The organism is Microvirgula curvata (assembly GCF_054781615.1).
Genome location: NZ_BAAGUB010000036.1, coordinates 275,623 through 300,815, shown reverse-complemented (window position 1 = coordinate 300,815; position 25,193 = coordinate 275,623). Strand labels below are relative to the sequence as shown.

Below are 25,193 nucleotides of genomic sequence, written 5' to 3'. Positions count from 1 at the left end.
GTTCACACCACTGGCGAGTGCTCCGGCCGGCACGAGCGGGTCTGGGTCACGCGCCCGTCCGGATCGACGCTTTCCAGCCGGACATCAAAGCCCCACAGCCGGGCGACGTGTTTCAGCACCTCGTCCGCGCTGTCGGTCAGCGGCCGGCGATTGTGCTCGAAGTGACGCAGCGTCAGGCTGCGATCGCCGCGCACATTGACCGACCAGACCTGGATGTTCGGCTCATGGGTGCTGATGTCATACTGATCGGCCAGCGTCTGCCGCACCTTGCGATAACCATCCGCATCATGGATGGCCGGCACGTACAGTGATTCCTCGCGGTCGTCGTCGCGCACGGCAAAGAAACGGAACTCGCGAATCAGCGCCGGCGACAGGTACTGGGCAATGAAGCTTTCATCCTTGAAGTTGCGCATCGCAAAATCGAGCGTCTCCCGCCATGGCGTGCCGGCGATATCCGGGAACCATTCGCGATCCTCGTCGGTCGGGTGTTCGCAGATGCGCCGGATGTCGCGGTACATGGCAAAACCCAGCGCATACGGATTGATGCCGTTGTAGTAGCGGCTGGTCACCGGCGGCTGGTACACGACATTGGTGTGCGACTGCAGGAACTCCATCATCGCGCCATCAGTCAGCAGGCCCTTGTCGTACAGGCGATTGAGAATGGTGTAGTGCCAGAACGTCGCCCAGCCCTCGTTCATTACCTGCGTCTGCCGCTGCGGATAAAAATACTGCGCGACCTTGCGCACGATGCGCACGATTTCGCGCTGCCACGGCTCCAGCAGCGGGGCGGATTTCTCGATGAAGTACAGCAGGTTTTCCTGCGGCTCGGCCGGAAAGCGCACTGCCTCGCTGGCACCATCCGCGCTGGCGCGGCGCGGAATGGTGCGCCACAGGTCGTTGACCTGCGACTGCAGGTAGGACTCGCGCTCGGACTGGCGCGCCCGCTCCTTGGCCATCGACAGCCGCGCCGGCCGCTTGTAGCGGTCGACGCCGTAGTTCATCAGTGCATGGCAGGAGTCGAGCAGTTCCTCGACCGCCTCGACGCCATAGCGTTCCTCGCACTCGCTGATGTAGTGCCGCGCAAACACCAGGTAGTCGATGATCGCCGAGGCATCGGTCCAGGTGCGGAACAGGTAATTGTTCTTGAAGAAGCTGTTGTGCCCGTAGGCGGCATGAGCGATGACCAGGACCTGCATGGTCATCGAGTTTTCTTCCATCAGGTAGGCGATGCACGGATTGGAGTTGATGACGATCTCGTACGCCAGTCCCATCTGCCCGCGCTTGTAGCTCTTTTCGGTCGAGACGAAGTGCTTGCCGAAGCTCCAGTGGTGATAATTGACCGGCATGCCCACCGACGAGTAGGCATCCATCATCTGTTCAGCGGTAATGACTTCCAGCTGCACCGGGTAGATGTCGAGGCCGAATTCGTCGCACGCCACGCGCCGGATCTCGCGATCGTAGTCCTCGATCAGCGGGAAGGTCCATTCCGATCCCGTCGAGACGGGCCTTGTGTTGTCGTTCATGCGACCCCCTGTGACAGCGCTACTTGGTCCGCTGCGACTGCTTCTTGAACAGTTCGCGGAACACCGGATAGATGTCGCCTGCAGTGCGGATCTTCTGCATGGCGAAGTGCTTGTGGTGCTCGGTCACGCGCAGGTACTCGTACCACAGGTTCTGCGGTTCGCCCTCGGTAATCTCGATGTAGGCGAAGTACTGGACCAGCGGCAGGATCGCCTCGTCGAGCAGGCGGCCGCAGGTGGACGAGTCACTGTCCCAGTTGTCGCCGTCCGAGGCCTGTGCACAGTAGATGTTCCAGTCCTGGGTCGGAAAACGCTGGACGATGATGTTGCGCATCAGGTTCAGCGCCGACGACACCACGGTGCCGCCCGATTCGCGCGAATGGAAGAATTCGTGCTCGTCGACCTCGACCGCGCTGGTGTGGTGACGGATGAACACCAGTTCGATCTTCTCGTACTGCCGCTGCAGAAACAGGTACAGCAGGATGAAGAAGCGCTTGGCGACATCCTTTTTCTGCTCGTCCATCGAACCCGACACGTCCATGATGCAGAACATCACCGCCTGGCTGGTCGGCTGCGGACGCTTGATGCGGTTGTTGTAGCGCAGGTCGAACGGATCGAGGAACGGGATGCGGTGGAAGCGCTGGCGCAGGCTGTGCACCTCGTCGCGCAGGCTCTTGACCAGGATGACGTCCTCGTCGTCGTCCTCGATCGCCTGGTCGAGCCGCTCCTCGGCGTCGGCCAGCCGGGCCAGCGTCGGCGCGCCCATGGCGATGCGCCGCGACAGTGCGCCGCGCAGCGAACGAACGATATTGATGTTGGCCGGCGTACCGTCATTGGTGAAGCCGGCGCGCACGCTCTTCATTTCCTCGGTACCGAGCAACTGGGTCTTGACCAGGTTCGGCAGGGCAAGGTCGTCGAAGAATACGTTGAGGAACTCCTCGCGCGACAGCTGGAACACGAAGTCATCCTCGCCGCCGCCGTCGTTGCTGGCCTTCCCGCCACCGCCGCCGGCCCCGCCGCCGCCCGGCGGGCGCGGAATGTGGTCACCGCGGACAAACTCTTCATTGCCGGGATGCACGACCTCGCGCACGCCGCCCGACCCATGCCGGAACGACGGCTCGGAGATGTCCTTGACCGGAATACTGACCTGCTCGCCGTTTTCGATATCGGTGATCGAGCGCCCCTTGATGGCGCGCGACACCGACTCCTTGATCTGGCTCTTGAAACGGCGCAGAAACCGTTCGCGGTTGACCGCGGACTTGTTCTTGCCGTTCAGGCGCCGGTCGATGAGGTGCGACATGTTCTCTCTCCTGTGGCTGGCCGGCGTTGTCGCCGCCGGTCCTGCACCTGTACGCGCGCGGTGCCTGCGAGCCCCCGGACCGTCCCCCTGCCTCGCCACAATGAGCGGGCGAGCGCAGCGGGGTTCCCTCGCGGTGGCGAGGCCGGAGGGCGTCGGGGCGGATCAGGCGGACTGCATGCCCAACAATTCCGCTACCAGTCGGGCATGTGCCAACGCCACGGCCACCGTCTGTACCCCTCCATGAGCAGTCCGGGGCGGCAATTGCCGCCGCCCGCGCGTCAAGACGACTTGCGCACGCGCAGATACCATTCGCACAGCAGACGCACCTGCTTCGGCGTATAGCCCTTGGTCACCATCCGGTTGACGAAGTCTTCGTGCTTCTGGGCATCATCCGCACTGGCCTTCGCATTGAAGCTGATGACCGGCAGCAGTTCCTCGGTATTGGAGAACATCTTCTTCTCGATCACCGTCCTGAGCTTCTCGTAGCTGGTCCAGTGCGGGTTCTTGCCGGCATTGTTCGCCTTCGCGCGCAGCACGAAGTTGACGATCTCGTTGCGGAAGTCCTTCGGGTTCGAGATCCCGGCCGGCTTTTCGATCTTTTCCAGTTCGTTGTTCAGCGCATTGCGGTCGAACGACTCGCCGGTATCCTGGTCGCGGTACTCCTGGTCCTGGATCCAGAAGTCGGCGAAGGTCACGTAACGATCGAAGATGTTCTGCCCGTACTCCGAATAGCTTTCAAGATAGGCGGTCTGGATTTCCTTGCCGATGAATTCGACGTACTTCGGCGCCAGATACTCCTTGATGAACGTCATGTAGTGCTGCTCGATCTCCTGCGAGAACTGCTCGCGCTCGATCTGCTGCTCCAGCACATATAGCAAGTGGACCGGATTGGCTGCGACCTCGCTGTGATCGAAGTTGAACACCTTGGACAGGATCTTGTACGCAAAGCGGGTCGACAGCCCGGACATGCCCTCGTCGACGCCGGCAAAATCGCGGTATTCCTGGATCGATTTGGCCTTCGGATCGGTGTCCTTCAGGTTTTCGCCGTCATAGACCTGCATCTTCGAATAGATGCTGGAATTCTCCGGTTCCTTGAGCCGGGACAGCACGGCGAACTGCGCCATCATCTTCAGCGTGCCGGGGGCGCAGGGTGCATGGCCCAGCGACGAGTTGCGCACCAGCTTCTCGTAGATCTTCACCTCGTCGGACACGCGCAGGCAATACGGCACCTTGACGATATAGATGCGGTCGAGGAAGGCTTCGTTGTTCTTGTTGTTCTTGAACTGCTTCCACTCCGACTCGTTCGAGTGGGCCAGAATGATGCCCTCGAACGGAATCGCGCCGAAGCCCTCGGTGCCCTTGAAGTTGCCTTCCTGGGTCGCGGTCAGCAACGGGTGCAGCACCTTGATCGGCGCCTTGAACATTTCGACGAATTCGAGCAGGCCCTGGTTGGACAGGCACAGACCGCCGGAGTAGCTGTACGCATCCGGATCGTCCTGCGCGTACTTCTCCAGCTTGCGGATGTCGACCTTGCCGACCAGCGAGCTGATGTCCTGGTTGTTTTCATCGCCCGGCTCGGTCTTGGAGATGCCGATCTGGCGCAGCACCGACGGATAGCGGCGCACGACGCGGAACTGGTTGATGTCGCCATTGAACTCGTGCAGGCGCTTTACCGCCCACGGGCTGGGGATATTGCGCAGGTAGCGGCGCGGAATGCCGTACTGTTCCTCGAGGATCGGCCCGTCCTCGTCGATGTTGAACAGGCCCAGCGGCGACTCGTTGACCGGGCTGCCCTTGATCGCATAGAACGGCACCCGTTCCATCAGCTCCTTGAGCTTCTCGGCGATCGAACTCTTGCCGCCACCGACCGGCCCCAGCAGATAGAGAATCTGCTTCTTTTCCTCCAGCCCCTGCGCGGCATGGCGGAAATAGGCGACGACCTGCTCGATCGCCTCCTCGGCCCCGTAGAAGTCACGGAACGCCGGGTAGACCCGGATCACCTTGTTCATGAAGATGCGCGACAGCCGCGAGTCCGAGCGGGTATCGGTCAGTTCCGGTTCACCGATCGCCAGCAGCATGCGCTCGGCCGCAGACGCGTAGGCACCCGCGTCCTGCTTGCACAGATCCAGGTACTCGCTGAGGGAAAACTCCTCTTCCCGGGTGCGGTCGTAGCGAGAGGCGAAACGTTCGAAGATGTCGGTGTTCATGGCCTGGCTCCTGTGCTTATGGGCGTTTCGGCACCGGAACCCACCCTGACGGGCAGGCCGTTCATTCCGGTACCGGTCGGCATCCTTTTGTGATTGGAGTGTGGAACGTCGCGATAGTTCTCACTTGGGATATAGCACAGCGTGGCGCCCGGCAAATTCGCTTTTCACGCATCCGGCACGGCCGCGACGGAAAATCGGAATCATCCTGCATGGTGCCGGGCGTCAGCCATGCCGTTCAACGATGCGGAAACCGATCTCGTACAGCCCGCCGCCGACCGAATTGCAGCGCCGGACCTCGGCCTTGACCCGCAGCGGTGCACTGGGCTGGCCGCCGACGTCCGGCGCCTGGATGGCGATGACGATATGCTCGCCGGCCCGTGGCACATAATCGCTGCGCAGGGCCAGCCCGTCGGAACCGAGGTCGATGCACAGCGCGTCGATGTCGCCGTCCAGCGTCTCCATCCGCGCCGGCAGCGAGACTGGCAGGCGCCGCCCCAGCCGCCGGTCGCGCCGGCGATCAAACGGCACGTTCACGCGCCAGCGTCCCGTCGAGGAACTGCTCGAACCAGTACAGGCCGGTCAGGGTCTTGCTGTCGCACAGCTCGCCACTGGCCGCCAGGCGCCGGACTTCTTCCAGGGCCAGTGGCAGCACGTCGAGAAATTCGCCCTGGTCCAGCTCCCGCGCCCCCAGGCTCAGGCCCTCGGCGACGAAATAGACGATGCGTTCATTCGAATAGCCGATGCACGGATAGGCAACTGGCAATTGCCACCAGTCGCTGGCGGTATAGCCGGTTTCTTCCTTCAGCTCGCGGCGGGCGGTGGCCAGCGGCGACTCGTCCGGATCGATCTTGCCGGCCGGGATTTCCAGCAGCGCCCGACCGACCGGATAGCGGTACTGGCGCTCGAACACCAGACGGCCATCGGGCAGTACGGCAAACACGGCGACCGCGCCGGGGTGGGTCACGTACTCGCGCTGCGAGGTGGCCCCGTCCGGCAGGCGCACGGTGTCCTTCATCACATTGAAGAAATGACCCCGATAGGCCAGCGACGATTCAAGCTTCCGTTCAGTCAGATCCACGTTCCCGTATCCGTTTCTTCCATGCCTGTACCACGTACCACCGCCAGCCCCAGTCGGTCAACAGATACCCGAGCACGGCCAGCGTCAGCGCCAGCGCAACCAGTCCGACCGCCAGTGACGGCCCCAGCGACAGGGCCCAGCGGCCCAGCGCCTCCATCCATGCCCAGATCCCGTCCGGCCCGAGTTCGGGCGCCGGCACCACCTCGCCACCGCGCGCGCCGGTCAGCAGCTTGCCGTATTCGTATGCCAGCAGATACAGCGGCACGATGGTGAACGGATTGGTATACAGCGTGGTGGCCAGCGCCACCGGCAGGTTACAGCGCAACCACAGTGCCAGCAGGCCGGCCGACAGCATTTGTGTCGGGCCCGGCATCAGTCCGCAGAACAGGCCGACTGCCACCGCGCGCGCCACGCTGCGCCGGTGCAGATGCCACAGATCGGGCCGGCGCAATGCCGGTCCCAGCCACGACAGCCAGCGATTGGCGGCAATCTCTTCCGGACCGGGCAGATATTTCTTGAACCATTTGCGCGCCATGCGAATCCTTAGGCTGAAGGGGGCCGGACATCATGCGCCCGATGTCCAAACACCTGTTTGAAATCAGCTTGCACCATTTCAAACGCTCGTTTAATCTATGTCCATGGTCTTGAGGAGACTGCAGTTCCGCCGGCGCCGGCGCACACTTGGCCGCCCGGCAAGGTCAGAATCAGAGAAGCAAAGAACCGAAGAGAGAACCGGTGCCCCACCCACCGGACGATTCTACCCTCCCGCTCAACGTAAAGACGTCGACCACGTGATCGCGTCAACATCCACCGTATCCGGAGAAACGACATGCCTGCCTACAAAGCGCCGCTGCGAGATTTCGACTTCGTGCTGAACGAGCTGATCGAGGTGCAGAACATCATCCCGACCCTGCCGGGCTATGAAGAAGCCACCGCCGACGTGTTTGCCTCGTATCTGGAAGCGGGAGCCAAGTTCTGCGAAAACGAGCTGTCGCCGATCAACCGCGCCGCTGACGAGGAAGGCTGCCTGTTCGACGCCGCCACCCACAGCGTGAAGACGCCGGCAGGTTTCAAGGAAGCCTACCAGCAGTTCTGCGAACTGGGCTTCACCGGTCTGGATTGCGATCCGGAATACGGCGGTCAGGGCATGCCGAAGGTGCTGGGCTTTCCGATCATGGAAATGCAGTGCTCGGCCAACGTCGCCTGGTCGATGTACCCGGGCCTGTCGCATGGCGCGTACTCGGCCATCCACGCCCACGGCACCGACGAACAGAAGGCCACCTATCTGCCGCATATCGTTGCCGGCGACTGGACCGGCACCATGTGTCTGACCGAGCCGCATTGCGGCACCGACCTCGGCCTGCTGAAGACCCGCGCCGAGCCGAACGATGACGGCAGCGTCAGCATCACCGGCACCAAGATCTTTATCTCGGCCGGCGAACATGACATGAGCGACAACATCATTCACTTGGTGCTGGCCCGCCTGCCGGATTCGCCGAAGGACGTGAAGGGCATCTCGCTGTTCATCGTGCCGAAGTTCCTGATCAACGCAGACGGTTCGCTTGGCGAACGCAATACCGTGTTCTGCGGCTCGCTCGAACACAAGATGGGCATCAAGGCCAATGCCACGGCCGTCATCAATCTGGATGGCGCGCGCGGCTACCTGATCGGCGAGAAGAACAAGGGCCTGGCCTGCATGTTCACCATGATGAACGCAGCCCGCCTCGGCTGCGGCATGCAGGGCCTGGGCCTCGGCGAAGCCGCATTCCAGGGTGCGCTGGCCTATGCCAGGGAACGCCTGCAGATGCGTTCGCTGAACGGCCCGGTCGCTCCGGAAAAGCCGGCCGACCCGATCATCGTCCACCCGGACGTCCGCCGCATGCTGCTGACGCAGAAGGCGTACACCGAAGCCGGCCGTGCACTGACCGCCTTCCTGGCGCTGCAACTGGACATCGAGGAAAAGTCGACCGACGACGCCGCCCGCCAGGACGCCGCCGACCTGGTCGCGCTGCTGACCCCGGTCGCCAAGGCGTTCATGACCGACAACGGCTACACCGCCACCAATATGGGCATGCAGGTGCTCGGCGGCCACGGTTTCATCCGCGAATGGGGCATGGAACAGCTGGTGCGCGACTGCCGCATCTCGCAGATCTATGAAGGCACCAACGGCATCCAGGCCATCGACCTGCTCGGCCGCAAGGTGCTGATGGATCAGGGCCAGAAGCTGCGCAAGTTCACCAAGATGGTGCACAAGTTCTGCGAAGCCAACGCCGGCGATGCGCAGCTGAAGGAATTCGTCGAACCGCTGTCGGCGCTGAACAAGCAGATCGCCGAGATCACCATGAACATCGGCATGGCCGCGATGATGAACAAGGACGAGGCCGGCGCCGCCGCCACCGACTACCTGCGCCTGATCGGTCACCTGACCTACGGCTACTTCTGGGCCTGGATGGCCAGGGTTGCCGCCGGCAAGGCGGAAGGCTCGGCCGAAGCCGCGTTCTACAATGCCAAGATCAGCACCGCGCGCTTCTACTTCAGCAAGCTGTTCCCGGAAACCCAGTCGCTGATCGTCACGCTGAAGGCTGGCGCCAAGCCGCTGATGGCCCTCGACGCGGAAGACTTCGCCTTCTGAGGCGGCAAGCCGGTCCGGGCCGCGGCGACAGTGCCGCTGTCCGGCCGACTGACGGGTTTCACCGCCGTCGCGACGATGGCGGACCGGTTCTCTCTGATGGCACCTTCGGGTGCCTTTTTTCATGCTGGCGTCAGGTAACACTTGTTTACAGAAAACTCTTTTGCTTAACCGTTTCGCATCATCCGTGCAGGCAGAATCCATACCGTATCCAGCGCGCAGTGCGCCGCACGAAAGGACCCATGATGCAACTGTTCAACAAGATCCCCAATCCGCGTCTTCTCCGCCACCAGCTCGGCCTCAACCAGGAAGCATTCTGGGGCAGCGTCGGCGTGACCCAGTCCGGTGGATCGCGCTACGAGTCCGGTCGGGACATGCCGAAGGCGGTCCGCGAGCTGGTGCGTCTGGTTCATGTCGAAGGCCTCGACCTGTCGCGCATCCGCAATGACGACTTCGCCATCGTCGAGTATCTGCAGCAGGCGCACCCGGACCTGTACAAGCATCTGCATGGTGCCGTGCAGGCGGCGCGGGCGGCCCGGCAGATCTCGCCGCTCGACACGCCCGAATCCGGCACATCCCGCCAGCGGTAACATCCATTTACAAGTAGGTGTGGCGATTTCGCGAATACATACAAATACGGATGTATGATTCCCGTGTCGTCACTACCCCGTTGCGAAAGCCGCCGATGCCCAACTTCACCAAGATCAACAATCCGCGGGAAATCCGCCGCCGCCTTGGCCTGAACCAGCAAACATTCTGGGGCCGGGTCGGCGTGACCCAGTCCGGTGGCTCGCGCTACGAATCCGGACGGGAAATGCCGAAGCCGGTGCGCGAGCTGCTGCGTCTGGTCCATATCGAGCAGATCGATCTGTCCCGGGTCCGCCGCAACGACCTGGAAGTGGTCGACTACCTGCGCAGCACTCACCCGGATCTGTACAAGAGCCTGAAGAAAGCCATCAGCGCCCAGCACCGGCAGGAAGCGGCTGCCCCCGGCTACTGATCCCCCCGCTTCATGCACGGCGTGCAAGCCGGCGATCAATCTCGGCATAAAGGGTAAGGGACCCTCCCCCAATTGGTGCGCCAGGGCATACACTGTCAGCCCGTTTCATGACCTGACGATATGCCGCCATGCCAGCCCCTACCCTGTCCCGCTGCTTATTGACCCTGTCCCTGCTCGCGGCCGCACCGGCCATGGGCAGCACGCTGATCTACTGCTCCGAGGGCAGTCCGGAAGGCTTCGATCCCGGCCAGTACACGTCCGGCATCACCTTTCAGGCGCTGTCCGGTACCGTGTACAACCGGCTGATCGAATTCGAATCGGGTTCGACCCGCATTCGCCCCGGTCTGGCGGAAAGCTGGACCGTGTCACCCGACGGCAAGGTGTACACCTTCCACCTGCGTCGTGGCGTCAAGTTCCACACCACGCCGTATTTCAAGCCGACGCGCGATTTCAATGCCGACGACGTCGTGTTTACCTGGACGCGCTACGCCGACGCGAACCAGCCGTTCCGCAAGGCCTACCCGACCGAATTCCCGTATTACGCCGACCTGGGCCTGGACAAGATGCTCGACCGGGTGGAAAAGGTCGACGACCATACCGTCCGCTTCGTGCTGAAACAGCCGAACGCCGCCTTCCTGCAGGATACCGCGACCGATTTCGCCGGCATCCTGTCGGCCGAGTACGCCGGCCAGCTGCTGAAACGCGGCACGCCGCAGGACATCAACCAGAAACCGGTCGGTACCGGTCCGTTCCAGTTTCGCAGCTACCAGAAGGATGCCAGCATCCGCTTCACGAAAAACCCGGCCTACTGGCGCGGCAAGGACGTGAAGATCGACAATCTGGTCTATGCGATCACGCCGGATTCGGCCGTGCGCGCACAGAAGCTCAAGTCCGGCGAATGTCATGTCACCGCCTACCTGAAACCGGCCGACATCGAGACGCTGAAGCGCGATCCGCACATCCGCATGCAATCGCTGCCGGGGCTGAATATCGGCTATCTGGCGTTCAATACCAAAAAGAAATGGCTGGACCGCACCGACGTGCGCCGCGCGCTGGACATGGCCATCGACAAGCAGGCCATCCTCAAGGGACTGTATGGCGAAACCGGCATCCTGGCCGATCACCCGATGCCGCCGACGCAGTGGGGCTACGATGCCAGACTGAAGGGCCAGGGGCATGACCCGAAACAGGCGGCCGCCTTGCTGAAGAAGGCCGGTGTGCCGGCCGGTCTGGACATTGCGCTGTGGGCGATGCCGGTCCAGCGCCCGTACAACCCGAACGCCAAGCGCATGGCCGAGATGATCCAGGCCGACTGGGCCCGGGTCGGTGTCAGGAGCCATATCGTCAGCTATGAGTGGGGCGAGTACAACAAGCGCGCCAAGCGTGGCGAGCATGATGCAGTGCTGTATGGCTGGTCGGGCGACAACGGCGATCCGGACAACTGGCTCGGCGCATTGCTGGCCTGCGATTCGATCGGCGGCAGCAACTACGCCCAGTGGTGCAATCCGCAGTTCGACAAGCTGGTGACCGACGCCAAGCTGAACAGTGACCCGAAGGTGCGGACCCAGCTGTACTCGAAGGCCCAGGCCGTGTTCATGAAGGAACTGCCGTTCAGTCCGATCGCGCACTCGATCGTCTACAAGCCGACCCGCAAGGAAGTGCAGAACTTCCGCATCAGCCCGCTGATGCTGCTGTGGGAAGGCACGTCGATCCGCAACTGACGGCTGGCCGCCGGAAGCCCGACCCGGCTTCCGGCGGCCCGTGGCTTACACCGTAAAGCGGCGGATGGCACCTTTCAGCGTGCCGGACAGGGTTTCCAGCCGCGCCGATGCCGTCGAGCTTTCCTGGCTGGCGGCGCTGTTCTCCTCGGCCATCTGGGCAATGCTTTCCACATAGCGGGCGATATCGGCGCTGGCGACTTTCTGCTCCTGCACCGAACTCGCTACCTGACTGACCCCGACCCCGACCTGGCGCACCGAGCTGCTGGCCTGTTCCAGCGATGCGGTCACGGTCTGCACGCACTGCCGGCTGGTTTCCAGTGCGCCCAGCCCCACGGAAATGCTTTTCACCACCTGCTCGGACTGGCTGTTCAGCACCTGCGTTACCGAGGCAATTTCGCCGGCCGACAGCGCGGAACGCTCGGCCAGTTTGCGCACTTCGTCCGCCACTACCGCGAAACCCCGTCCCTGCTCGCCGGCACGCGCAGCTTCGATCGCCGCATTCAGCGCCAGCAGATTGGTCTGGTCGGCAATTTCGCGCACCTGCTGCGTCATGTTGCTGATTGCATTGGTATTGCCGATGAACGACTCGATCTCGCTGGCGATGGATTCGACCGAAGCCTTGACATGATCGATCTCGCCCTGCAGCAGCAGAATGCTCTGCCCGCTCTTGTCCGCGTTGTCGAGACTGGTACTGGTCAGTACCCGCACCTCGTCACTGGTATCGGCGATCGAGGCCACACTGACCGTCAGCTGTTCGACCGCCGCCGCGACTGACGATGCCGAGTCCGCCTGCGAGCTGGAACTCAGCGCCACCTGCTGCGCCGTCGACGCCAGCTGGCTGCTGGCCACGGTCAGTTCATCAGCGCCGTCGTGAACCTGGCGCACGATCTGCTGCACTTCACCGACAAACTCGTTCACGCCGGTGGCAATCTGCGCGAGTTCATCGCGGGATGCGGTCGGCAGCCGTTCATGCAGATGGCCTTCCTTCAGCGGCTTCAGCTTGTCGAGCATGTGCCGCAGATTGCGCTGCAGCGACCGCGACAGCACCAGCACGAAGCCGACGATGACCACTGCCGCCAGCGCCAGCAGGGCGACCGTGATCATGTAAGCGCGATCGAACGCGGCCATGGCCGACGCGCTGCCTTTCCTGGCTTCGTCGGAACGTACGGCGATAAATGCGTTCAGTGCTTCGCCGAGCGGTTTGAACTGCGCGTTGTACAGCGGCACGAGGCGGGCATTGGCCGCTGCCGCGTCCGTTTTGGCAAGCTGGATCAGCGCCTGGCTGTCTTGGTCGTATTTCTGCCAGGCATCGAGGATCTTCTGCAATTCGGCACGCACCTGCGGACGCTTGATCGCCGCCAGGATCCTGCCCTGCCGGTCGACGATGGTCTTTTCCGCATCCGTCATGACCGCTGCGGTTTCCGGCAATGACGGATCGAGCATGATGGTCGACAGGGCACTGGCCTTGATCTCCACCAGCTCGCGGGTATACAGGTCACGCCGTCCTGCCGTTTCCAGTTCGTCCTTCGCCTTGCCCAGCTCAAGAAAAACCGTCAGCAGCACGATGCCGAGCATGCCGCAGGTCACGACGGCGAAAATCCTGAGTTTGTTTACGATGGTCATGCAGCCTCCCGGAAATGGTGTCGCCGGCCAGCGACAGGGGCGAGCCTTCTGTGGCCACACCACAGGCGCCGCCCATAATAGTCCAGCATCATAACAATGATGCGATGGAATGCACGTCCCCGCCACAGTGCATTAAGGCATGAATGGTAATGAAATGTTGCACCGGCATCGTGCACTGGCTGTGCAGCTCGTCGCCTGCCCCGTCAGCGGGCCATGTCATCGGCTAGAACGGGAAGCGGAGCCGACCGGCTCCGGCGTCGTTCAGACCAGGAGACATCATGATGCATATCCAGCCCTATCTGTTTTTCAACGGCCGCTGCGAAGAAGCCCTCGCGTTCTATCAGGGCGCGCTGGGTGCCGAGCTCACCCAGCTGATGCGGATGAAGGAAAGCCCAGAGCCACCCCCACCCGGCATGATGCCTCCCGGCTCGGAAGACAAGATCATGCATGCCAGCCTGCGCATCGGCGACACCACGCTGATGGCCTCGGATGGCAACTGTCAGGGGCAGGCCAGCTTCCAGGGCTTCTCGCTGTCGCTGACGCCGGCCAACCCGGCCGAGGCCGGGCGGCTGTTCACGGCACTGGGCGACGGCGGCAAGGTGCAGATGCCGCTGGCCAGGACCTTTTTCTCACCGTGTTTCGGCATGGTCGAGGACCGCTTCGGCGTGTCGTGGATGATTTACGTCGCGGATTGAGCGGCGTATCCGGCCAAGTCTCAAGGCATCCATGTGCCATCGGCAATGTGCTGGAGAACAGGTTTCCGGATCAAGCGCACAGCATCGTTCCAACCATCGTGCGACCGCCACTTCGACGGTCTGCCCGACACGATCTGCCTGCCGAGACCGCAGATTCCGGACGACTCAGTCGATCTCGACCTGCGAGCCCTTCAGCCACGCCTTGCCGCCGATACGGTCCTCGTCGATCACCAGCCGCCGATGGCCGATGCGGATTTCGACGCCGACGTGAAAGCGCTTGCCCGCCACCACCGTGGCGCCGCCCGACAGCGTCATCCGCTGTTCGAGGTCGGCCAGCCTGAAGCCGATCTCGGCCAGTTCGCCCTTCATCTGCCCGATACTGCGCTGGATTTTCTCCAGCATCTCCGGGGTGGACTTGTCGCGGTGCTGCTCCATGAAGATCAGCACCTGCAGCAGTTTGCCCAGCTCATCCAGCTTGTGCTTGCGCGCCTGCTCGGCTTCCTGGTGCGCGGCCTGCACGCCGGGATGGAAACCGGCCTGCAGCACGGTCGGCAGACCGGACGGCTGTCCAAGGACGGCGGCCTGAATGCGCTGCAATGCACAGGTCTTGCCACCGCTGATGCCGCCCGATTCGACCAGCACGCTGTCGCCGGCATTCACCTCGGCCTGGCGGATGCCGCGTTCGGCACGCACGCAGCCGCCAGCGTCGATCCGCGCGCTCTCGATAAAGCGCGCGACCACGCTGCCTTCGCAACGGATGACAGCGGTGTCGGCTCCGCCGGATTTGCCGATGATGCCGCCCTTGACCGACACATTGCCGCCGGCGACCACTTCGGCCGCCTCGATGGTGCCGGTGACGACAATGTCGCCACCGACGTGAACGGTCATGCCGGCGCGGATATCGCCCTTCACATTCAGCGTGCCGTCGAAGTCGATATTGCCGGAAGTCAGGCCGACTTCGGCCACATCGACCACCTGGGTGACATTGACCCCCTTGTCCAGAAACGACGGCGAACCGGCCACGGTCGCCACCAGCAGGTCGGGATCGGCCGGGTCCGGCGCCACGCCGACCAGGCTGCTGGCGAAAGGCAGGTCCATGACCGGACTGGCCGGCACCGGCATGCCCAGCACGTCCTTGCCCGGCAGGCCCTGCCGCGCCGGCTTGCGCCGCATCAGCGGGGTACCGACGCCGACCAGCACCAGCACGCCCATGCTGCGATAGTCGACCGAGGTGGATTCGTCGTCATCGCCCGGCGTCACCGGTGCTTCCAGCACACTGGTAAAACGGGTCGGCTGGCCGGAGGTCGGCGGCTCGCCGCGGGCGATCACCTTGCGGTCGCAACTGCCGGCCACCAGGGCTGCGCGCAGCGTATCCATCTGCACACCATGTACGATGCGCCGGGCGCGAATGGCATCGCGCACTTCTTCCGGCGTGACCGGCTTGCCACCGGCCGGCGGCACGATGGTCAGCCAGGCACTCATCGAGTCTTCGGCGACGCTGACTTCGCAGACGCCGTCCTGCACCTCGCCGATCGCGGCGGCGATCACGCCCTTTTCGGTCTGGCAGCGATTGACGAAGGCTTTCAGCGCCACATCGTCCAGTGCCGCATCCTTCCAGCCCTTGGCCACCAGCCCGTCCAGCACGCGGTTCCGGTCCGGCGGTACCGACGGTGGATCCTCGACCGGCTCGTAACGGACCAGAATCTGACTGCTCTTCGCCTTCTGCTCGCCACCAAGCTCAAAATGGATGCTCACACCGTCGCCTCATGTAATTTTCATTCATTCTGCCGTTCGTCAGACAATGCCTCAAGTCATAGCTCAAGACTTCTGATCTACGGCAAGCCGCAACACCATTGGCATGAATGAACAATGCCCGGCGCGTACCGGGCATTGTCGTGGCTAAACATGGCTTAGCCAAGCAATAGCGCATCGTCGGCCAGCACTTCGCCGCGCGTACGCTCGAACAGCGCCAGCAGATCGGGCACGTCCATCTTTGCCCGCTGCTCGCCACTGACGTCCAGCACCACCCGACCCTGATGCAGCATCACCGTCCGGTCGCCGTGGTCGAGTGCCTGGCGCATCGAGTGGGTGACCATCAGTGTGGTCAGCTGGTTCGACTTCACGATCTGGTCGGTCAGTTCCAGCACGAAGGCGGCGGTCTTCGGATCGAGCGCCGCGGTGTGCTCGTCGAGCAGCAGGATGCGCGACGGCTTCAGCGACGCCATCAACAGGCTGACCGCCTGGCGCTGGCCGCCGGACAGCAGGCCCATGCGGTCGGTCAGACGGTTTTCCAGCCCGAGCTTCAGAATGGACAGCTTGTCGCGGAAAATCTCGCGCAGCGCCGGCGTCACCGCGCGGCCCAGACCGCGGCGTTCGCCGCGCTGCCAGGCCAGCGACAGGTTTTCCTCGATGCTGAGCCCTTCGCAGGTACCGGCCATCGGGTCCTGGAACACGCGGGCAACCAGTCCGGCACGCTGCCAGGCATTCAGCCGGGTCACGTCCCTGTCGTCGATGGACAGCGTGCCCTCATCGACGATCAGGTCGCCGCTGATGGCATTCAGGAAGGTCGACTTGCCGGCACCGTTGCTGCCGATGACAGTGACGAACTGGCCGGCCGGGATCGACAGGTCCAGCCCGCGCAGCGCCCGGTTTTCGATCGGCGTGCCGGGATTGAAAGTTTTGGTCAGTCCAGTGGCCTGCATCATTTTCCGCGCCCTCCGAGGGATTTCCGTACCCGCGATTTCAGCGTCGGCAGCACCAGGGCAAAGCCGACCAGCACGGCAGTAATCAGGTTCAGGTCCTGTGCCTGCAGACCGATGAAGTCGGCCGTCAGCGCCACGGCGATAAACAGCCGGTACAGGATGGCGCCGATCACGGCCGCCAGCGTCACCACCCACAGCGAGCGGCTCGGAATCAGCGTCTCGCCGATGATGACCGCCGCCAGACCGACGACGATGGTGCCGATGCCCATCGAGATGTCCGAACCGCCCTGGGTCTGCACATACAGTGCCCCGGCCAGCGCGATCAGCGCGTTGGAGATGGCCATGCCGAGCAGCGTGGCGCGGTCGGTCGAAATGCCCTGCGAGCGGGCCATGCGCGGGTTGGCGCCGGTGGCACGCATGGCCAGACCGGCCTGCGACGCAAAGAACGCATCCAGCGCCAGCTTGGCAATGACCACCACGCAGGCCAGCACCAGCGGCTGAATCCAGTAGGCGCTTTCGCTGCCTTCGGTCACGAACGGGGCGAACACGGTCGGTTCGCCGATCAGCGGCACGTTCGGCGCCCCCATGATGCGCAGGTTGATCGAGTACAGCGCGATCATCACCAGGATGCTGGCCAGCAGCTGCAGGATATTCAGCCGCACATTGAGCCAGCCGGTGACAAAGCCGGCGCCGGCGCCGGCCAGGGTGCCCAGGCCGGTCGCCAGCCACGGGTCATGCCCGCCGGCGATCAGGGTCGCCGCCACGGCGCCGCCGAGCGGAAAGCTGCCGTCGGCGGTCAGGTCGGGGAAATTCAGGATACGGAAGGAAATCAACACGCCAAGTGCGACCAGCGCAAAAATCAGGCCGATTTCCAGCGCACCCATGACGGAAATGAACGACATGCAAACCTCGAATCAAACAACAAAGCCGGACCGCTGCGGGCCGGGCACTACGGAAGCTGCGACGGGGGCGGAAGGCGGCCAGGCCGGCTTCCGCCCGGCCGGTCTTACTTCACCACGTCCTTGGCTTCCTTCAGCAGGGCCGGCGACAGCGTCGCCCCCTGCTTCTGCGCCGCGGCCGGATTGACCATCAGCGCGGTCTTGCTGCCCTTCTCCGGCGCAATGCTGCCAGCCTTCTCGCCCTTCAGCAGACGAACGACGATCTTGCCGGTCTGGCGACCCATGTCGTAGTAGTTCATGCCCAGCGCCGCGACGGCACCACGCTTGACCGAATCGGTGTCGGCGGCGATCAGCGGGATCTTGGCATCGCTGGCGACGCGCACCAGCGACTCATAGGTCGACACCACATTGTTGTCGGTCGAGGTGTAGATCACGTCGACCTTGCCGATCAGGCTCTTGGCCGCCGGTGCGACGTCGACGGTGCGGGCCGCAGCGGCCTCGACCAGCGTCATGCCGCGCTTGGCCAGGGCGGCCTTCAGTTCCTTGGCCACGATGACCGAGTTCACTTCGCCCGGGCTGTAGACCATGCCGACGCGCTTCGCGCCCGGCTTGACCTTCAGGATCAGGTCGATCTGCGGTTCCAGCGGCAGCATGTCGGACACGCCGGTCACGTTGGTGCCGCTGGGCTTCCAGCCCGGCACCAGCTTGGCTGCGACCGGATCGGTCACGGCAGTGAACACCACCGGGATGGTCTTGGTCGCGGCAGCGGCGGCCTGTGCGCTCGGCGTGGCAATGGCGACGATCACGTCGGCCTTGTCGCCGATGAATTTGCGCGCGATCTGCGCCGCGGTCGCCGTGTTGCCCTGGGCGCTCTGGTACTGGTACTTGATCTGCTTGTTCGGTTCGAAGCCGGCGGCTTTCAGTTCGTCCTCGACCCCCTTGCGGGCGGCATCCAGCGCCGGGTGGTCGACGATGGACGTCACCGCGACGGATTTCTGTTCAGCCGCCATGGCGGGAAGCGTAAACGCGGCCAGCACGCCGGCGGCCAGACAACTCAGGGCAATACGACGGGACACAGGGATCATGATCGTTTCCGGGTAATGGGTTCACAAGGGGCACCCCTCACAGGGTGTGTGACGGTGTGCCCCGTTGGGGAAATACGCGCAATGGCATATGCACATTAAATCGCGGGCAATTTTATTGCAAAACCCGTGCACGGTTTGCGCCCTTCTCCGGACTTAATTGCCTCCGGTACGCAAAAAAGGCTATTTCGTTGCAGTCGCCTTGCTGCAAGCCGGAAAACCCGGCTCAAAACCCGTCATTGCTGGATGATCATGCTGAAATCGAGGTCAAAAATAATCATGAATCACTTCATGCAGCACGATGTGTGTCATTAACGGCATCCGGCACAAAAATTCACCGTTTTTCACCCGTCTACCGGCAGGATATGCGGTCAACCTGCCTGCCGGCTAGCGATGATGCACACCCGGAATATGGCTGTGGTCGCCATCGGCAGCCGGTGAGGCCGGTGTCTCGCCGGCACGATTGAGTTGCTGCAGGATCCCGCAGTCGCGCGCGGCACTGGCGGTCCGGCATGCCTGGCGCAGCGATTCGAGCTGTCCGCGCAGACGGTCGAGCTCGGCAATCCGCGCTTCGACATGCGCCAGATGCGCATCCAGCAACCGGTTGACCGTCTCGCAATCGGCCTCCGGGCTGTCCAGCGCCGCCAGCAGTACGCGAATCTCGTCCTGGGTCATGTCCAGCGCCCGGCAGCGGCGGATAAACAACAGCCGCTCCAGGTGGGTGTGGTCGTAGACGCGGTAATTGTTGCCTTCGCTGCGGTTTGCCAGCGGCAGCAGCCCCTCGCGTTCGTAATAGCGCACGGTTTCGACCGGGCAGCCGGCCTGGCGGGCAAGTTCGCCGATTCTCATGATGAACGCTCCGGGATGAGAACGAAGTGCAATACCGGGCTTGACCCTGTAGCCACTTCACGGTGTGGAATAGGATCATCTTAGCGGTCACACCGGACTTCGTCATGGCACAACACACCTCACATCGGCACGACGGGCAGGATCATCACCACGATCATGACCATGATCGTCACCACGGACACGATCATGGGCACGAGCACGGCCCTGCACACGATCACGCCCCGGCGCCGACAGCCTGCTGCGGCAGTTGCGGCAGCGATGCCCCGGCCGTCATCACCGTGGCGGACGAGCCGGTTCCCCCGGGCATGGTGATCACCGCAGTCCGTATCGGCGAAATGGACTGCCCGACCGAGGAAGCCCTGATCCGCAAGGCGCTCGGCGCGCATCCGGCCGTCGGCTGGCTGCGCTTCAACCTGATGCAGCGCGTGCTGACCCTGGCTCACCAGCCGCAGGCGCTGGACGACCTGCTGGCACTGGTGCGCGGGCTCGGCCTGACGCCGGAACCGCTCGATGCCGCCCCGCAGGCTGCGCCCGGCCCGGTCCGGCGCGGTCTGCCGCTGGCGCTGGCCGGCGTATTTGCCGCCGCCGCCGAGGCGGTCGAATTCAGCCGGGGCGGCCCCGACTGGCTGATCGCCGCCCTGGCGGTGGTGGCCATCCTGCTGGCCGGGCTCGGCACCTATCGCAAGGGCTGGATCGCCATCCGCCATCTGACCCTGAACATCAATGCCCTGATGAGCATCGCCGTGACTGGCGCCATGCTGATCGGCCAGTGGCCGGAAGCCGCCATGGTCATGGTGCTGTTCACACTGGCCGAGTGGATCGAAGCGCGCTCGCTGGACCGGGCCCGCAATGCGGTCAGCGGTCTGCTGGCGCTGTCGCCGCCGACCGCCAGCGTCGAAACCGCCGACGGCTGGGCCGAGTGTGACGCCGCGCAGGTGCCGGTCGGCGCCCGGGTCCGGGTTCGCCCCGGCGAGCGCGTCGCACTGGATGGCGAGGTGGAAAGCGGCCAGTCCGCCGTCGACCAGGCCGCCATCACCGGCGAAAGCCTGCCGGTGGAAAAAGGCATCGGCGACACGCTGTTTGCCGGCACGGTCAACACCTCGGGCGAACTGGTGTACCGGGTGACGGCGACCGGCGGCAACAGCACGCTGGCGCGCATCATCCACGCCATCGAGGAAGCCCAGGGGGCGCGGGCGCCAACCCAGCGCTTTGTCGACCGCTTCGCGGCCATCTATACGCCGGCGGTGCTGGTGTTCGCCATCCTGGTGGCCCTGCTGCCGCCGCTGCTGTCCGGCGGCGCCTGGCTGGAATGGAGTTATCGCGCGCTGGTGCTGCTGGTCATCGCCTGCCCGTGCGCCCTGGTCATTTCCACCCCGGTGACCATTGTCAGCGGGCTGGCGCTGGCCGCGCGACGCGGCATCCTGATCAAGGGCGGGACCTATCTGGAACAGGGTCGCCGCCTGGGCTGGATCGCGCTGGACAAGACCGGCACGCTGACGGCCGGCCGGCCGGTGCGTACCGACTTCGCCCCGCAGGGGGATACCCCGCCGGCCCATGCCGAGCGGCTGGCCGTCTCGCTGGCCACCCGGTCGGACCACCCGGTTTCGCAGGCAATTGCCGATGGCCGCAGCGAACTGGCCGCCCCGGTAGACGGGTTTACCGCCCTGCCCGGCCGCGGCGTGCACGGCACCATCGACGGACAGACATACTGGCTGGGCAATCACCGGCTGATCGAAGAACGCGGCGTGTGCTCACCGGCCATCGAGGCACAGTTGCAGGCCTTCGAGACCGCCGGCAAGAGCACGGTGCTGCTGGCCAGCGAACACGAAGTGCTCGGCCTGTTCGCGGTCGCCGACACGCTGCGGCCGGAAAGCCGCGAGGCGATTGCCCAGTTGCATGCGCTGGGTGTGCGCACGCTGATGCTGTCCGGCGACAACCAGCATACCGTGACCGCCATTGCCGGCCAGGTCGGCATCGACGAGGCACGCGGCAACCAGTTGCCCGCCGACAAGCTGGCCGCCATCGAGTCGCTGCTGGCCCGGGATGCATCGGTCGGCATGGTCGGTGACGGCATCAACGATGCGCCGGCGCTGGCCCGCGCCGACATCGGCTTCGCCATGGGCGCGGCCGGCAGCGACACCGCCATCGAGACCGCCGACGTGGCGCTGATGAACGATGACCTGCGCAAATTGCCGGCTTTTGTCCGCCTGTCGCGCGCCACTCACAACATTCTGGTGCAGAACATAAGCGTGGCTTTAGGTATCAAGGCGATATTCCTGGTATTGACGCTGTCCGGCATGGGCACCATGTGGATGGCCGTGTTCGCCGATGTCGGCGCCAGCCTGCTGGTGGTCGGCAACGGCCTGCGGCTGCTCCGCCACCGCTGAGCCCCGGCAGCGTCCCCCTGTTTTCACACAAGGAATGCCATCATGAAATGTCCCGTCTGCCCGGATGCCACCCTGGTCATGAGCGATCGCCAGGGCGTGGAGATCGACTATTGCCCGCAGTGTCGTGGCGTATGGCTCGATCGCGGCGAGCTCGACAAGATCATCGAGCGCTCGCAGCAGCAACTGTCCGCCGCCAGCGCGCCGCAAATGGCACCGCCGCCACCACAACCGTCACACCATGCCCAACCGCAGCAGGGCTACCCACAACAGCAAGGCTACCCGCAACACGGTTATGACAAGCATGGCGACAAGCAGTATGGCAAACGTCGCAAGTCGTTCTGGGAAGAGATTTTCGACTGAAAGAGCGGCTGAACTGCAGGGGTACCAGCAAACATCCCCGCTGAACGGGGGACTGCCGGAGACGGCAGTCCCCCGTTTTATTTGCAGCAGGCCACCGGGGCGGGCGGGCCCGGTTCGGAACACAGCTTGTTCATATAGGGTGCCAGGGTATATAGTCCACTCATACACATACCCCACAGGGCTATGCAATGAGCACTTCGACAGTCTTTCCCATCAGCGGCATGAGCTGCGCTGCCTGCGCCATCCGCATCGAGAAGCGGCTGAATGCGCTCGACGGTGTCAGCGCACAGGTCAACTTCGCCACCGAAAGCGCCGTGGTCACCCGTGACGACAGCGTGCCGCTGGCTACCGTGGTCGACACCATACGCAAAACCGGCTTCGACATCGTGCCCGAGCGCGTGGAGCTGGCCTTGTCCGGCATGACCTGCGCTGCCTGCGCCCAGCGCATCGAGACGGTGCTGAACCGCCTGCCCGGCGTCAGCGCCAGCGTGAACTTCGCCACCGAAACCGCTCGCGTCGACATGCTGCCCGGCACCGCCGACGTGAACGCACTGGTCGCCGCCGTCACCCGGGCCGGTTATGAAGCCAGACCGCTAGCCGGCGATGACCGCGCCGCACGCAAGGCGGAGAAACAGCTCGCCTACCGGCAGGAGTTGCGCCAGTTCGCCATCGCCGCGCTGTTTACGCTGCCGCTGTGGCTGGAAATGGTGTCCATGTTCGGTGGCAGTCACGAAGGCCTGCTGCCGCGCTGGCTGCAGCTGCTGCTGGCGACACCGGTGCAGTTCTGGGCCGGCTGGCGCTTCTATCGCGGCGCCTGGCATGCCCTGCGTGGCGGTGGCGCCAATATGGACGTACTGATTGCGTCCGGCACCACCGTTGCCTACGCAATGAGCGCCGTCATTACCGTGCTGGGGCTTGAACACCAGCATGTGTATTTCGAGGCCAGCGCCTCGGTCATCACTCTGGTCATTCTCGGCAAGCTGCTGGAGGCACGTGCCAAGGGCCGCACGTCGGCCGCCATCGAGACCCTGCTCGGCATGCAGCCCAAAACCGCACGGGTCGAGCGTGATGGCCAGTTGACCGAGGTGCCGATCGCCAGCCTGCAGCCCGGCGACATCGTGGTGGTCCGCTACGGCGAAGCACTGCCGGTCGATGGCGAAGTCAGCGACGGCACGGCGGCTGTGGATGAAAGCATGCTGTCCGGCGAGAGCATGCCGGTCAACAAGGCGGTCGGCAGCCCGGTCTATGCCGGCACCCGCACCGTCGAGGGCATGCTGAAGGTCCGTGCCGGCAGTGTCGGCGAGCGGACCCGGCTGGCCGAGATCGTTCGCCTGGTCAGCGAGGCGCAAGGCTCGAAAGCGCCGATCCAGCAACTGGCCGACCGCATTTCCGGGGTGTTCGTGCCGGTGGTGATGGCGATCGCGGTGCTGACCTTCGTCGTCACGCTGCTGCTGACCGGCGACGGTGTCACCAGCCTGATGCATGCGGTCGCGGTGCTGGTCATTGCCTGCCCGTGCGCACTGGGCCTGGCCACGCCGACTGCCATCATGGTCGGCATCGGCCGCGGCGCGACAGCCGGTCTGCTGTTCCGCAATGCGTCGGCGCTGGAACGCGCCGAACACATCAATACACTGGTCGTGGACAAGACCGGCACGCTGACCCGCGGTCAGCCGGTCGTCACCGATGTCGAGGCCCTTGCCGGCCATGACCGCGCCAGCGTGCTGCAGCTCGCCGCCAGCGTGGAACAGGGGTCCGAACACCCGCTGGCGCGTGCGGTGCTCGATGCCGCCGCGGCCGATGGCCTGGCGCTGGCGGCAGTGGACGATTTCAGGGTCGAGGCCGGACATGGTGTCGCCGCCCGCCTGCGTGGCGGTCAGGCGCTGCGCCTCGGCACCCCGGACTGGATCGGCGCCGACGAGGCGCTGTGCGAACAGGCCACCCGGCTGGCTGCTGCCGGTCGCACGGTGGTGGTGCTTGAGGTCGACGGCCGGCCCGCCGGGCTGATCGGCATGGCCGACGCCCTGCGCGAGACATCGCCCGCCGCTGTCCGCCGCTTGCGGCAGATGGGCGTCGACGTGATCATGCTGACCGGCGACAACGCCGCCACCGCCCGTGCCATTGCCGCGCAGGCCGGCATCGAACGCTTCGAGGCGCAGGTGCTGCCGGCCGACAAGGCACGCATCGTCGAGGGACTGCGCCGCGAAGGTCGCGTGGTTGCCATGGCCGGCGATGGCGTCAACGATGCCCCGGCCCTGGCCTGCGCGGATGTCGGCTTTGCCATGGGCGCCGGCAGCGATGTCGCCATCGAGACGGCCGAGATCACGCTGATGCAGAGCGATCTGTCGTCGGTAGCCGATGCGATCGACCTGTCGCGGAAAACCATGAAGAAAATCCGCCAGAACCTGTTCTTCGCCTTTATCTACAACGTCCTGGGCATTCCGCTGGCCGCCATCGGCCTGCTGAGTCCGGTCATTGCCGGCGCGGCCATGGCCGCCAGTTCGGTGTCGGTGGTCAGCAATTCCCTGCTGCTTCGGCGCTGGACCCGTCAGCCACGCTGATTGCCACCCTGTCCTTTAACCCCACTTGCCCAACCAAGGAGCAGACCATGAACACCATCGAACTCACGATTTCCGGCATGACGTGCCAGGGATGCGTCAAGAGCGTCACCCGGGTGCTGGAAGCCCTGCCCGGCGTCAAGCACACCGACGTCGCCATCGGCCGCGCCACGGTCGAATTCGACCCGGCGGCACAGAACGCCGATACGCTGCGCAGCGCCATCGAGGATGCCGGCTTTGACGTCGCATGAAGGGTGCCACCCGGTCACGGACAAGACGGTCGTCCGCGCTGACAAGCAGAAGCTGATCCACCGCCTGAACCGCATCGAGGGCCAGGTGCGCGGGATCAGCGGCATGATCGACGACGACCGCTACTGTGTCGATGTGCTGACGCAGATCGCCTCGGTCAAGTCGGCGCTGGACGGGCTGGCGATGCAGCTGCTGGAAAGCCACGCCAAGGGCTGTGTGTCGCGCGCGATCGAAGGCGGCGAAGGCGATGCGGCGATCGAGGAACTGATGGGCGTGTTCCGCAAGCTGACCCGGTCCTGAGCCGTATTTTGCGTCGCACAATGCCATTGTCCTTGAG

22 protein-coding genes are annotated in these 25,193 nt (G+C 64.2%); 10 read left to right on the top strand and 12 right to left on the bottom strand.

Annotation, left to right across the window (positions count from 1 at the left end):
• Window positions 1-2 precede the first annotated feature (2 nt).
• From ACYVG8_RS18365 to ACYVG8_RS18340, 6 genes are all read right to left on the bottom strand, one after another.
• Window positions 3-1,523 (bottom strand): SpoVR family protein, encoded by a 1,521-nt coding sequence (locus ACYVG8_RS18365; protein WP_460746512.1) that lies wholly within the window; start codon window positions 1,521-1,523, stop codon window positions 3-5.
• A 19-nt stretch (window positions 1,524-1,542) separates the two neighbouring features.
• Window positions 1,543-2,820, bottom strand: a complete 1,278-nt coding sequence (locus ACYVG8_RS18360; protein WP_028498231.1) for a YeaH/YhbH family protein — start codon at window positions 2,818-2,820, stop codon at window positions 1,543-1,545.
• Window positions 2,821-3,098: 278 nt separating this feature from the next.
• Entirely contained in the window at window positions 3,099-5,027 is a 1,929-nt protein-coding gene (locus ACYVG8_RS18355; RefSeq protein WP_028498230.1) for a PrkA family serine protein kinase, read from the bottom strand.
• A 222-nt stretch (window positions 5,028-5,249) separates the two neighbouring features.
• A complete protein-coding gene (locus ACYVG8_RS18350; RefSeq protein WP_084299822.1) occupies window positions 5,250-5,555 on the bottom strand; it encodes a PilZ domain-containing protein in 306 nt (101 codons plus the stop codon).
• A complete protein-coding gene (locus tag ACYVG8_RS18345) occupies window positions 5,545-6,105 on the bottom strand; it encodes an NUDIX domain-containing protein (RefSeq protein ID WP_028498228.1) in 561 nt (186 codons plus the stop codon). Before ACYVG8_RS18345 ends, ACYVG8_RS18350 begins: the two co-directional genes overlap by 11 nt.
• Window positions 6,092-6,640: a DUF2062 domain-containing protein gene (locus tag ACYVG8_RS18340; RefSeq protein WP_028498454.1), complete on the bottom strand. Its 549-nt coding sequence runs from the start codon at window positions 6,638-6,640 to the stop codon at window positions 6,092-6,094. The genes ACYVG8_RS18345 and ACYVG8_RS18340 overlap by 14 nt, the downstream gene beginning before the upstream one ends.
• A 294-nt stretch (window positions 6,641-6,934) precedes the next feature.
• Here ACYVG8_RS18340 and ACYVG8_RS18335 point away from each other — a divergent pair, with 294 nt between their 5' ends.
• The 4 genes from ACYVG8_RS18335 to ACYVG8_RS18320 all read left to right on the top strand — a co-directional run bounded on the left by ACYVG8_RS18335 (window position 6,935) and on the right by ACYVG8_RS18320 (window position 11,455).
• Window positions 6,935-8,737: an acyl-CoA dehydrogenase C-terminal domain-containing protein gene (locus ACYVG8_RS18335; protein ID WP_028498227.1), complete on the top strand. Its 1,803-nt coding sequence runs from the start codon at window positions 6,935-6,937 to the stop codon at window positions 8,735-8,737.
• Between the two features lie 242 nt (window positions 8,738-8,979).
• Window positions 8,980-9,324, top strand: a complete 345-nt coding sequence (locus ACYVG8_RS18330; RefSeq protein WP_107890251.1) for a helix-turn-helix domain-containing protein — start codon at window positions 8,980-8,982, stop codon at window positions 9,322-9,324.
• A gap of 95 nt (window positions 9,325-9,419) precedes the next feature.
• On the top strand, window positions 9,420-9,734 hold the full coding sequence (locus ACYVG8_RS18325; RefSeq protein ID WP_028498225.1) for a helix-turn-helix domain-containing protein: 315 nt from the start codon (window positions 9,420-9,422) through the stop codon (window positions 9,732-9,734).
• A gap of 128 nt (window positions 9,735-9,862) precedes the next feature.
• Window positions 9,863-11,455, top strand: a complete 1,593-nt coding sequence (locus ACYVG8_RS18320) for an ABC transporter substrate-binding protein (RefSeq protein ID WP_036385221.1) — start codon at window positions 9,863-9,865, stop codon at window positions 11,453-11,455.
• Window positions 11,456-11,500: 45 nt separating this feature from the next.
• Here ACYVG8_RS18320 and ACYVG8_RS18315 read toward each other — a convergent pair whose 3' ends face one another.
• A complete protein-coding gene (locus ACYVG8_RS18315; RefSeq protein ID WP_281660281.1) occupies window positions 11,501-13,078 on the bottom strand; it encodes a methyl-accepting chemotaxis protein in 1,578 nt (525 codons plus the stop codon).
• Window positions 13,079-13,356: 278 nt separating this feature from the next.
• On the opposite strand from ACYVG8_RS18315, the gene ACYVG8_RS18310 reads away from it, so the two are divergent.
• Window positions 13,357-13,773, top strand: a complete 417-nt coding sequence (locus ACYVG8_RS18310) for a VOC family protein (RefSeq protein WP_460746509.1) — start codon at window positions 13,357-13,359, stop codon at window positions 13,771-13,773.
• A gap of 165 nt (window positions 13,774-13,938) precedes the next feature.
• Here ACYVG8_RS18310 and ACYVG8_RS18305 read toward each other — a convergent pair whose 3' ends face one another.
• The 5 genes from ACYVG8_RS18305 to cadR form a co-directional block, all read right to left on the bottom strand.
• Complete coding sequence (locus ACYVG8_RS18305; protein ID WP_460746508.1) at window positions 13,939-15,528, bottom strand: DUF342 domain-containing protein; 1,590 nt, start codon at window positions 15,526-15,528, stop codon at window positions 13,939-13,941.
• Window positions 15,529-15,683: 155 nt separating this feature from the next.
• Window positions 15,684-16,478: an ABC transporter ATP-binding protein gene (locus tag ACYVG8_RS18300; RefSeq protein ID WP_028498222.1), complete on the bottom strand. Its 795-nt coding sequence runs from the start codon at window positions 16,476-16,478 to the stop codon at window positions 15,684-15,686.
• Window positions 16,475-17,377: an ABC transporter permease gene (locus ACYVG8_RS18295; RefSeq protein ID WP_028498221.1), complete on the bottom strand. Its 903-nt coding sequence runs from the start codon at window positions 17,375-17,377 to the stop codon at window positions 16,475-16,477. Before ACYVG8_RS18295 ends, ACYVG8_RS18300 begins: the two co-directional genes overlap by 4 nt.
• Window positions 17,378-17,481: 104 nt before the next feature.
• Window positions 17,482-18,459 carry an ABC transporter substrate-binding protein gene (locus ACYVG8_RS18290; RefSeq protein ID WP_028498220.1) on the bottom strand — a complete coding sequence of 326 codons (978 nt, stop codon included), beginning with the start codon at window positions 18,457-18,459 and terminating at the stop codon, window positions 17,482-17,484.
• A 384-nt stretch (window positions 18,460-18,843) separates the two neighbouring features.
• Entirely contained in the window at window positions 18,844-19,305 is a 462-nt protein-coding gene (gene cadR / locus ACYVG8_RS18285; protein ID WP_028498219.1) for a Cd(II)/Pb(II)-responsive transcriptional regulator, read from the bottom strand.
• 104 nt (window positions 19,306-19,409) lie between these two features.
• Here cadR and ACYVG8_RS18280 point away from each other — a divergent pair, with 104 nt between their 5' ends.
• From ACYVG8_RS18280 to ACYVG8_RS18260, 5 genes are all read left to right on the top strand, one after another.
• Complete coding sequence (locus ACYVG8_RS18280) at window positions 19,410-21,692, top strand: heavy metal translocating P-type ATPase (protein ID WP_460746506.1); 2,283 nt, start codon at window positions 19,410-19,412, stop codon at window positions 21,690-21,692.
• Between the two features lie 42 nt (window positions 21,693-21,734).
• Window positions 21,735-22,052: a TFIIB-type zinc ribbon-containing protein gene (locus ACYVG8_RS18275; protein ID WP_028498217.1), complete on the top strand. Its 318-nt coding sequence runs from the start codon at window positions 21,735-21,737 to the stop codon at window positions 22,050-22,052.
• Between the two features lie 188 nt (window positions 22,053-22,240).
• Window positions 22,241-24,610 carry a heavy metal translocating P-type ATPase gene (locus ACYVG8_RS18270; protein WP_028498216.1) on the top strand — a complete coding sequence of 790 codons (2,370 nt, stop codon included), beginning with the start codon at window positions 22,241-22,243 and terminating at the stop codon, window positions 24,608-24,610.
• Between the two features lie 47 nt (window positions 24,611-24,657).
• Window positions 24,658-24,858, top strand: a complete 201-nt coding sequence (locus tag ACYVG8_RS18265) for a heavy-metal-associated domain-containing protein (RefSeq protein WP_028498215.1) — start codon at window positions 24,658-24,660, stop codon at window positions 24,856-24,858.
• The gene (locus ACYVG8_RS18260) at window positions 24,845-25,156 is read left to right on the top strand and encodes a metal-sensitive transcriptional regulator (RefSeq protein ID WP_315383672.1); all 312 of its coding nucleotides are present in this window, start codon (window positions 24,845-24,847) and stop codon (window positions 25,154-25,156) included. The genes ACYVG8_RS18265 and ACYVG8_RS18260 overlap by 14 nt, the downstream gene beginning before the upstream one ends.
• Window positions 25,157-25,193: the final 37 nt, after the last annotated feature.

Coding starts and splice junctions, on each gene's coding strand:
- ACYVG8_RS18365 (WP_460746512.1), bottom strand. CDS start 1,523: ATGAACGACAACACAAGGCCCGTCTCGACGGGATCGGAATGGACCTTC.
- ACYVG8_RS18360 (WP_028498231.1), bottom strand. CDS start 2,820: ATGTCGCACCTCATCGACCGGCGCCTGAACGGCAAGAACAAGTCCGCG.
- ACYVG8_RS18355 (WP_028498230.1), bottom strand. CDS start 5,027: ATGAACACCGACATCTTCGAACGTTTCGCCTCTCGCTACGACCGCACC.
- ACYVG8_RS18340 (WP_028498454.1), bottom strand. CDS start 6,640: ATGGCGCGCAAATGGTTCAAGAAATATCTGCCCGGTCCGGAAGAGATT.
- ACYVG8_RS18335 (WP_028498227.1), top strand. CDS start 6,935: ATGCCTGCCTACAAAGCGCCGCTGCGAGATTTCGACTTCGTGCTGAAC.
- ACYVG8_RS18330 (WP_107890251.1), top strand. CDS start 8,980: ATGCAACTGTTCAACAAGATCCCCAATCCGCGTCTTCTCCGCCACCAG.
- ACYVG8_RS18325 (WP_028498225.1), top strand. CDS start 9,420: ATGCCCAACTTCACCAAGATCAACAATCCGCGGGAAATCCGCCGCCGC.
- ACYVG8_RS18320 (WP_036385221.1), top strand. CDS start 9,863: ATGCCAGCCCCTACCCTGTCCCGCTGCTTATTGACCCTGTCCCTGCTC.
- ACYVG8_RS18315 (WP_281660281.1), bottom strand. CDS start 13,078: ATGACCATCGTAAACAAACTCAGGATTTTCGCCGTCGTGACCTGCGGC.
- ACYVG8_RS18310 (WP_460746509.1), top strand. CDS start 13,357: ATGATGCATATCCAGCCCTATCTGTTTTTCAACGGCCGCTGCGAAGAA.
- ACYVG8_RS18300 (WP_028498222.1), bottom strand. CDS start 16,478: ATGATGCAGGCCACTGGACTGACCAAAACTTTCAATCCCGGCACGCCG.
- ACYVG8_RS18295 (WP_028498221.1), bottom strand. CDS start 17,377: ATGTCGTTCATTTCCGTCATGGGTGCGCTGGAAATCGGCCTGATTTTT.
- ACYVG8_RS18290 (WP_028498220.1), bottom strand. CDS start 18,459: ATGATCCCTGTGTCCCGTCGTATTGCCCTGAGTTGTCTGGCCGCCGGC.
- cadR (WP_028498219.1), bottom strand. CDS start 19,305: ATGAGAATCGGCGAACTTGCCCGCCAGGCCGGCTGCCCGGTCGAAACC.
- ACYVG8_RS18280 (WP_460746506.1), top strand. CDS start 19,410: ATGGCACAACACACCTCACATCGGCACGACGGGCAGGATCATCACCAC.
- ACYVG8_RS18275 (WP_028498217.1), top strand. CDS start 21,735: ATGAAATGTCCCGTCTGCCCGGATGCCACCCTGGTCATGAGCGATCGC.
- ACYVG8_RS18270 (WP_028498216.1), top strand. CDS start 22,241: ATGAGCACTTCGACAGTCTTTCCCATCAGCGGCATGAGCTGCGCTGCC.
- ACYVG8_RS18265 (WP_028498215.1), top strand. CDS start 24,658: ATGAACACCATCGAACTCACGATTTCCGGCATGACGTGCCAGGGATGC.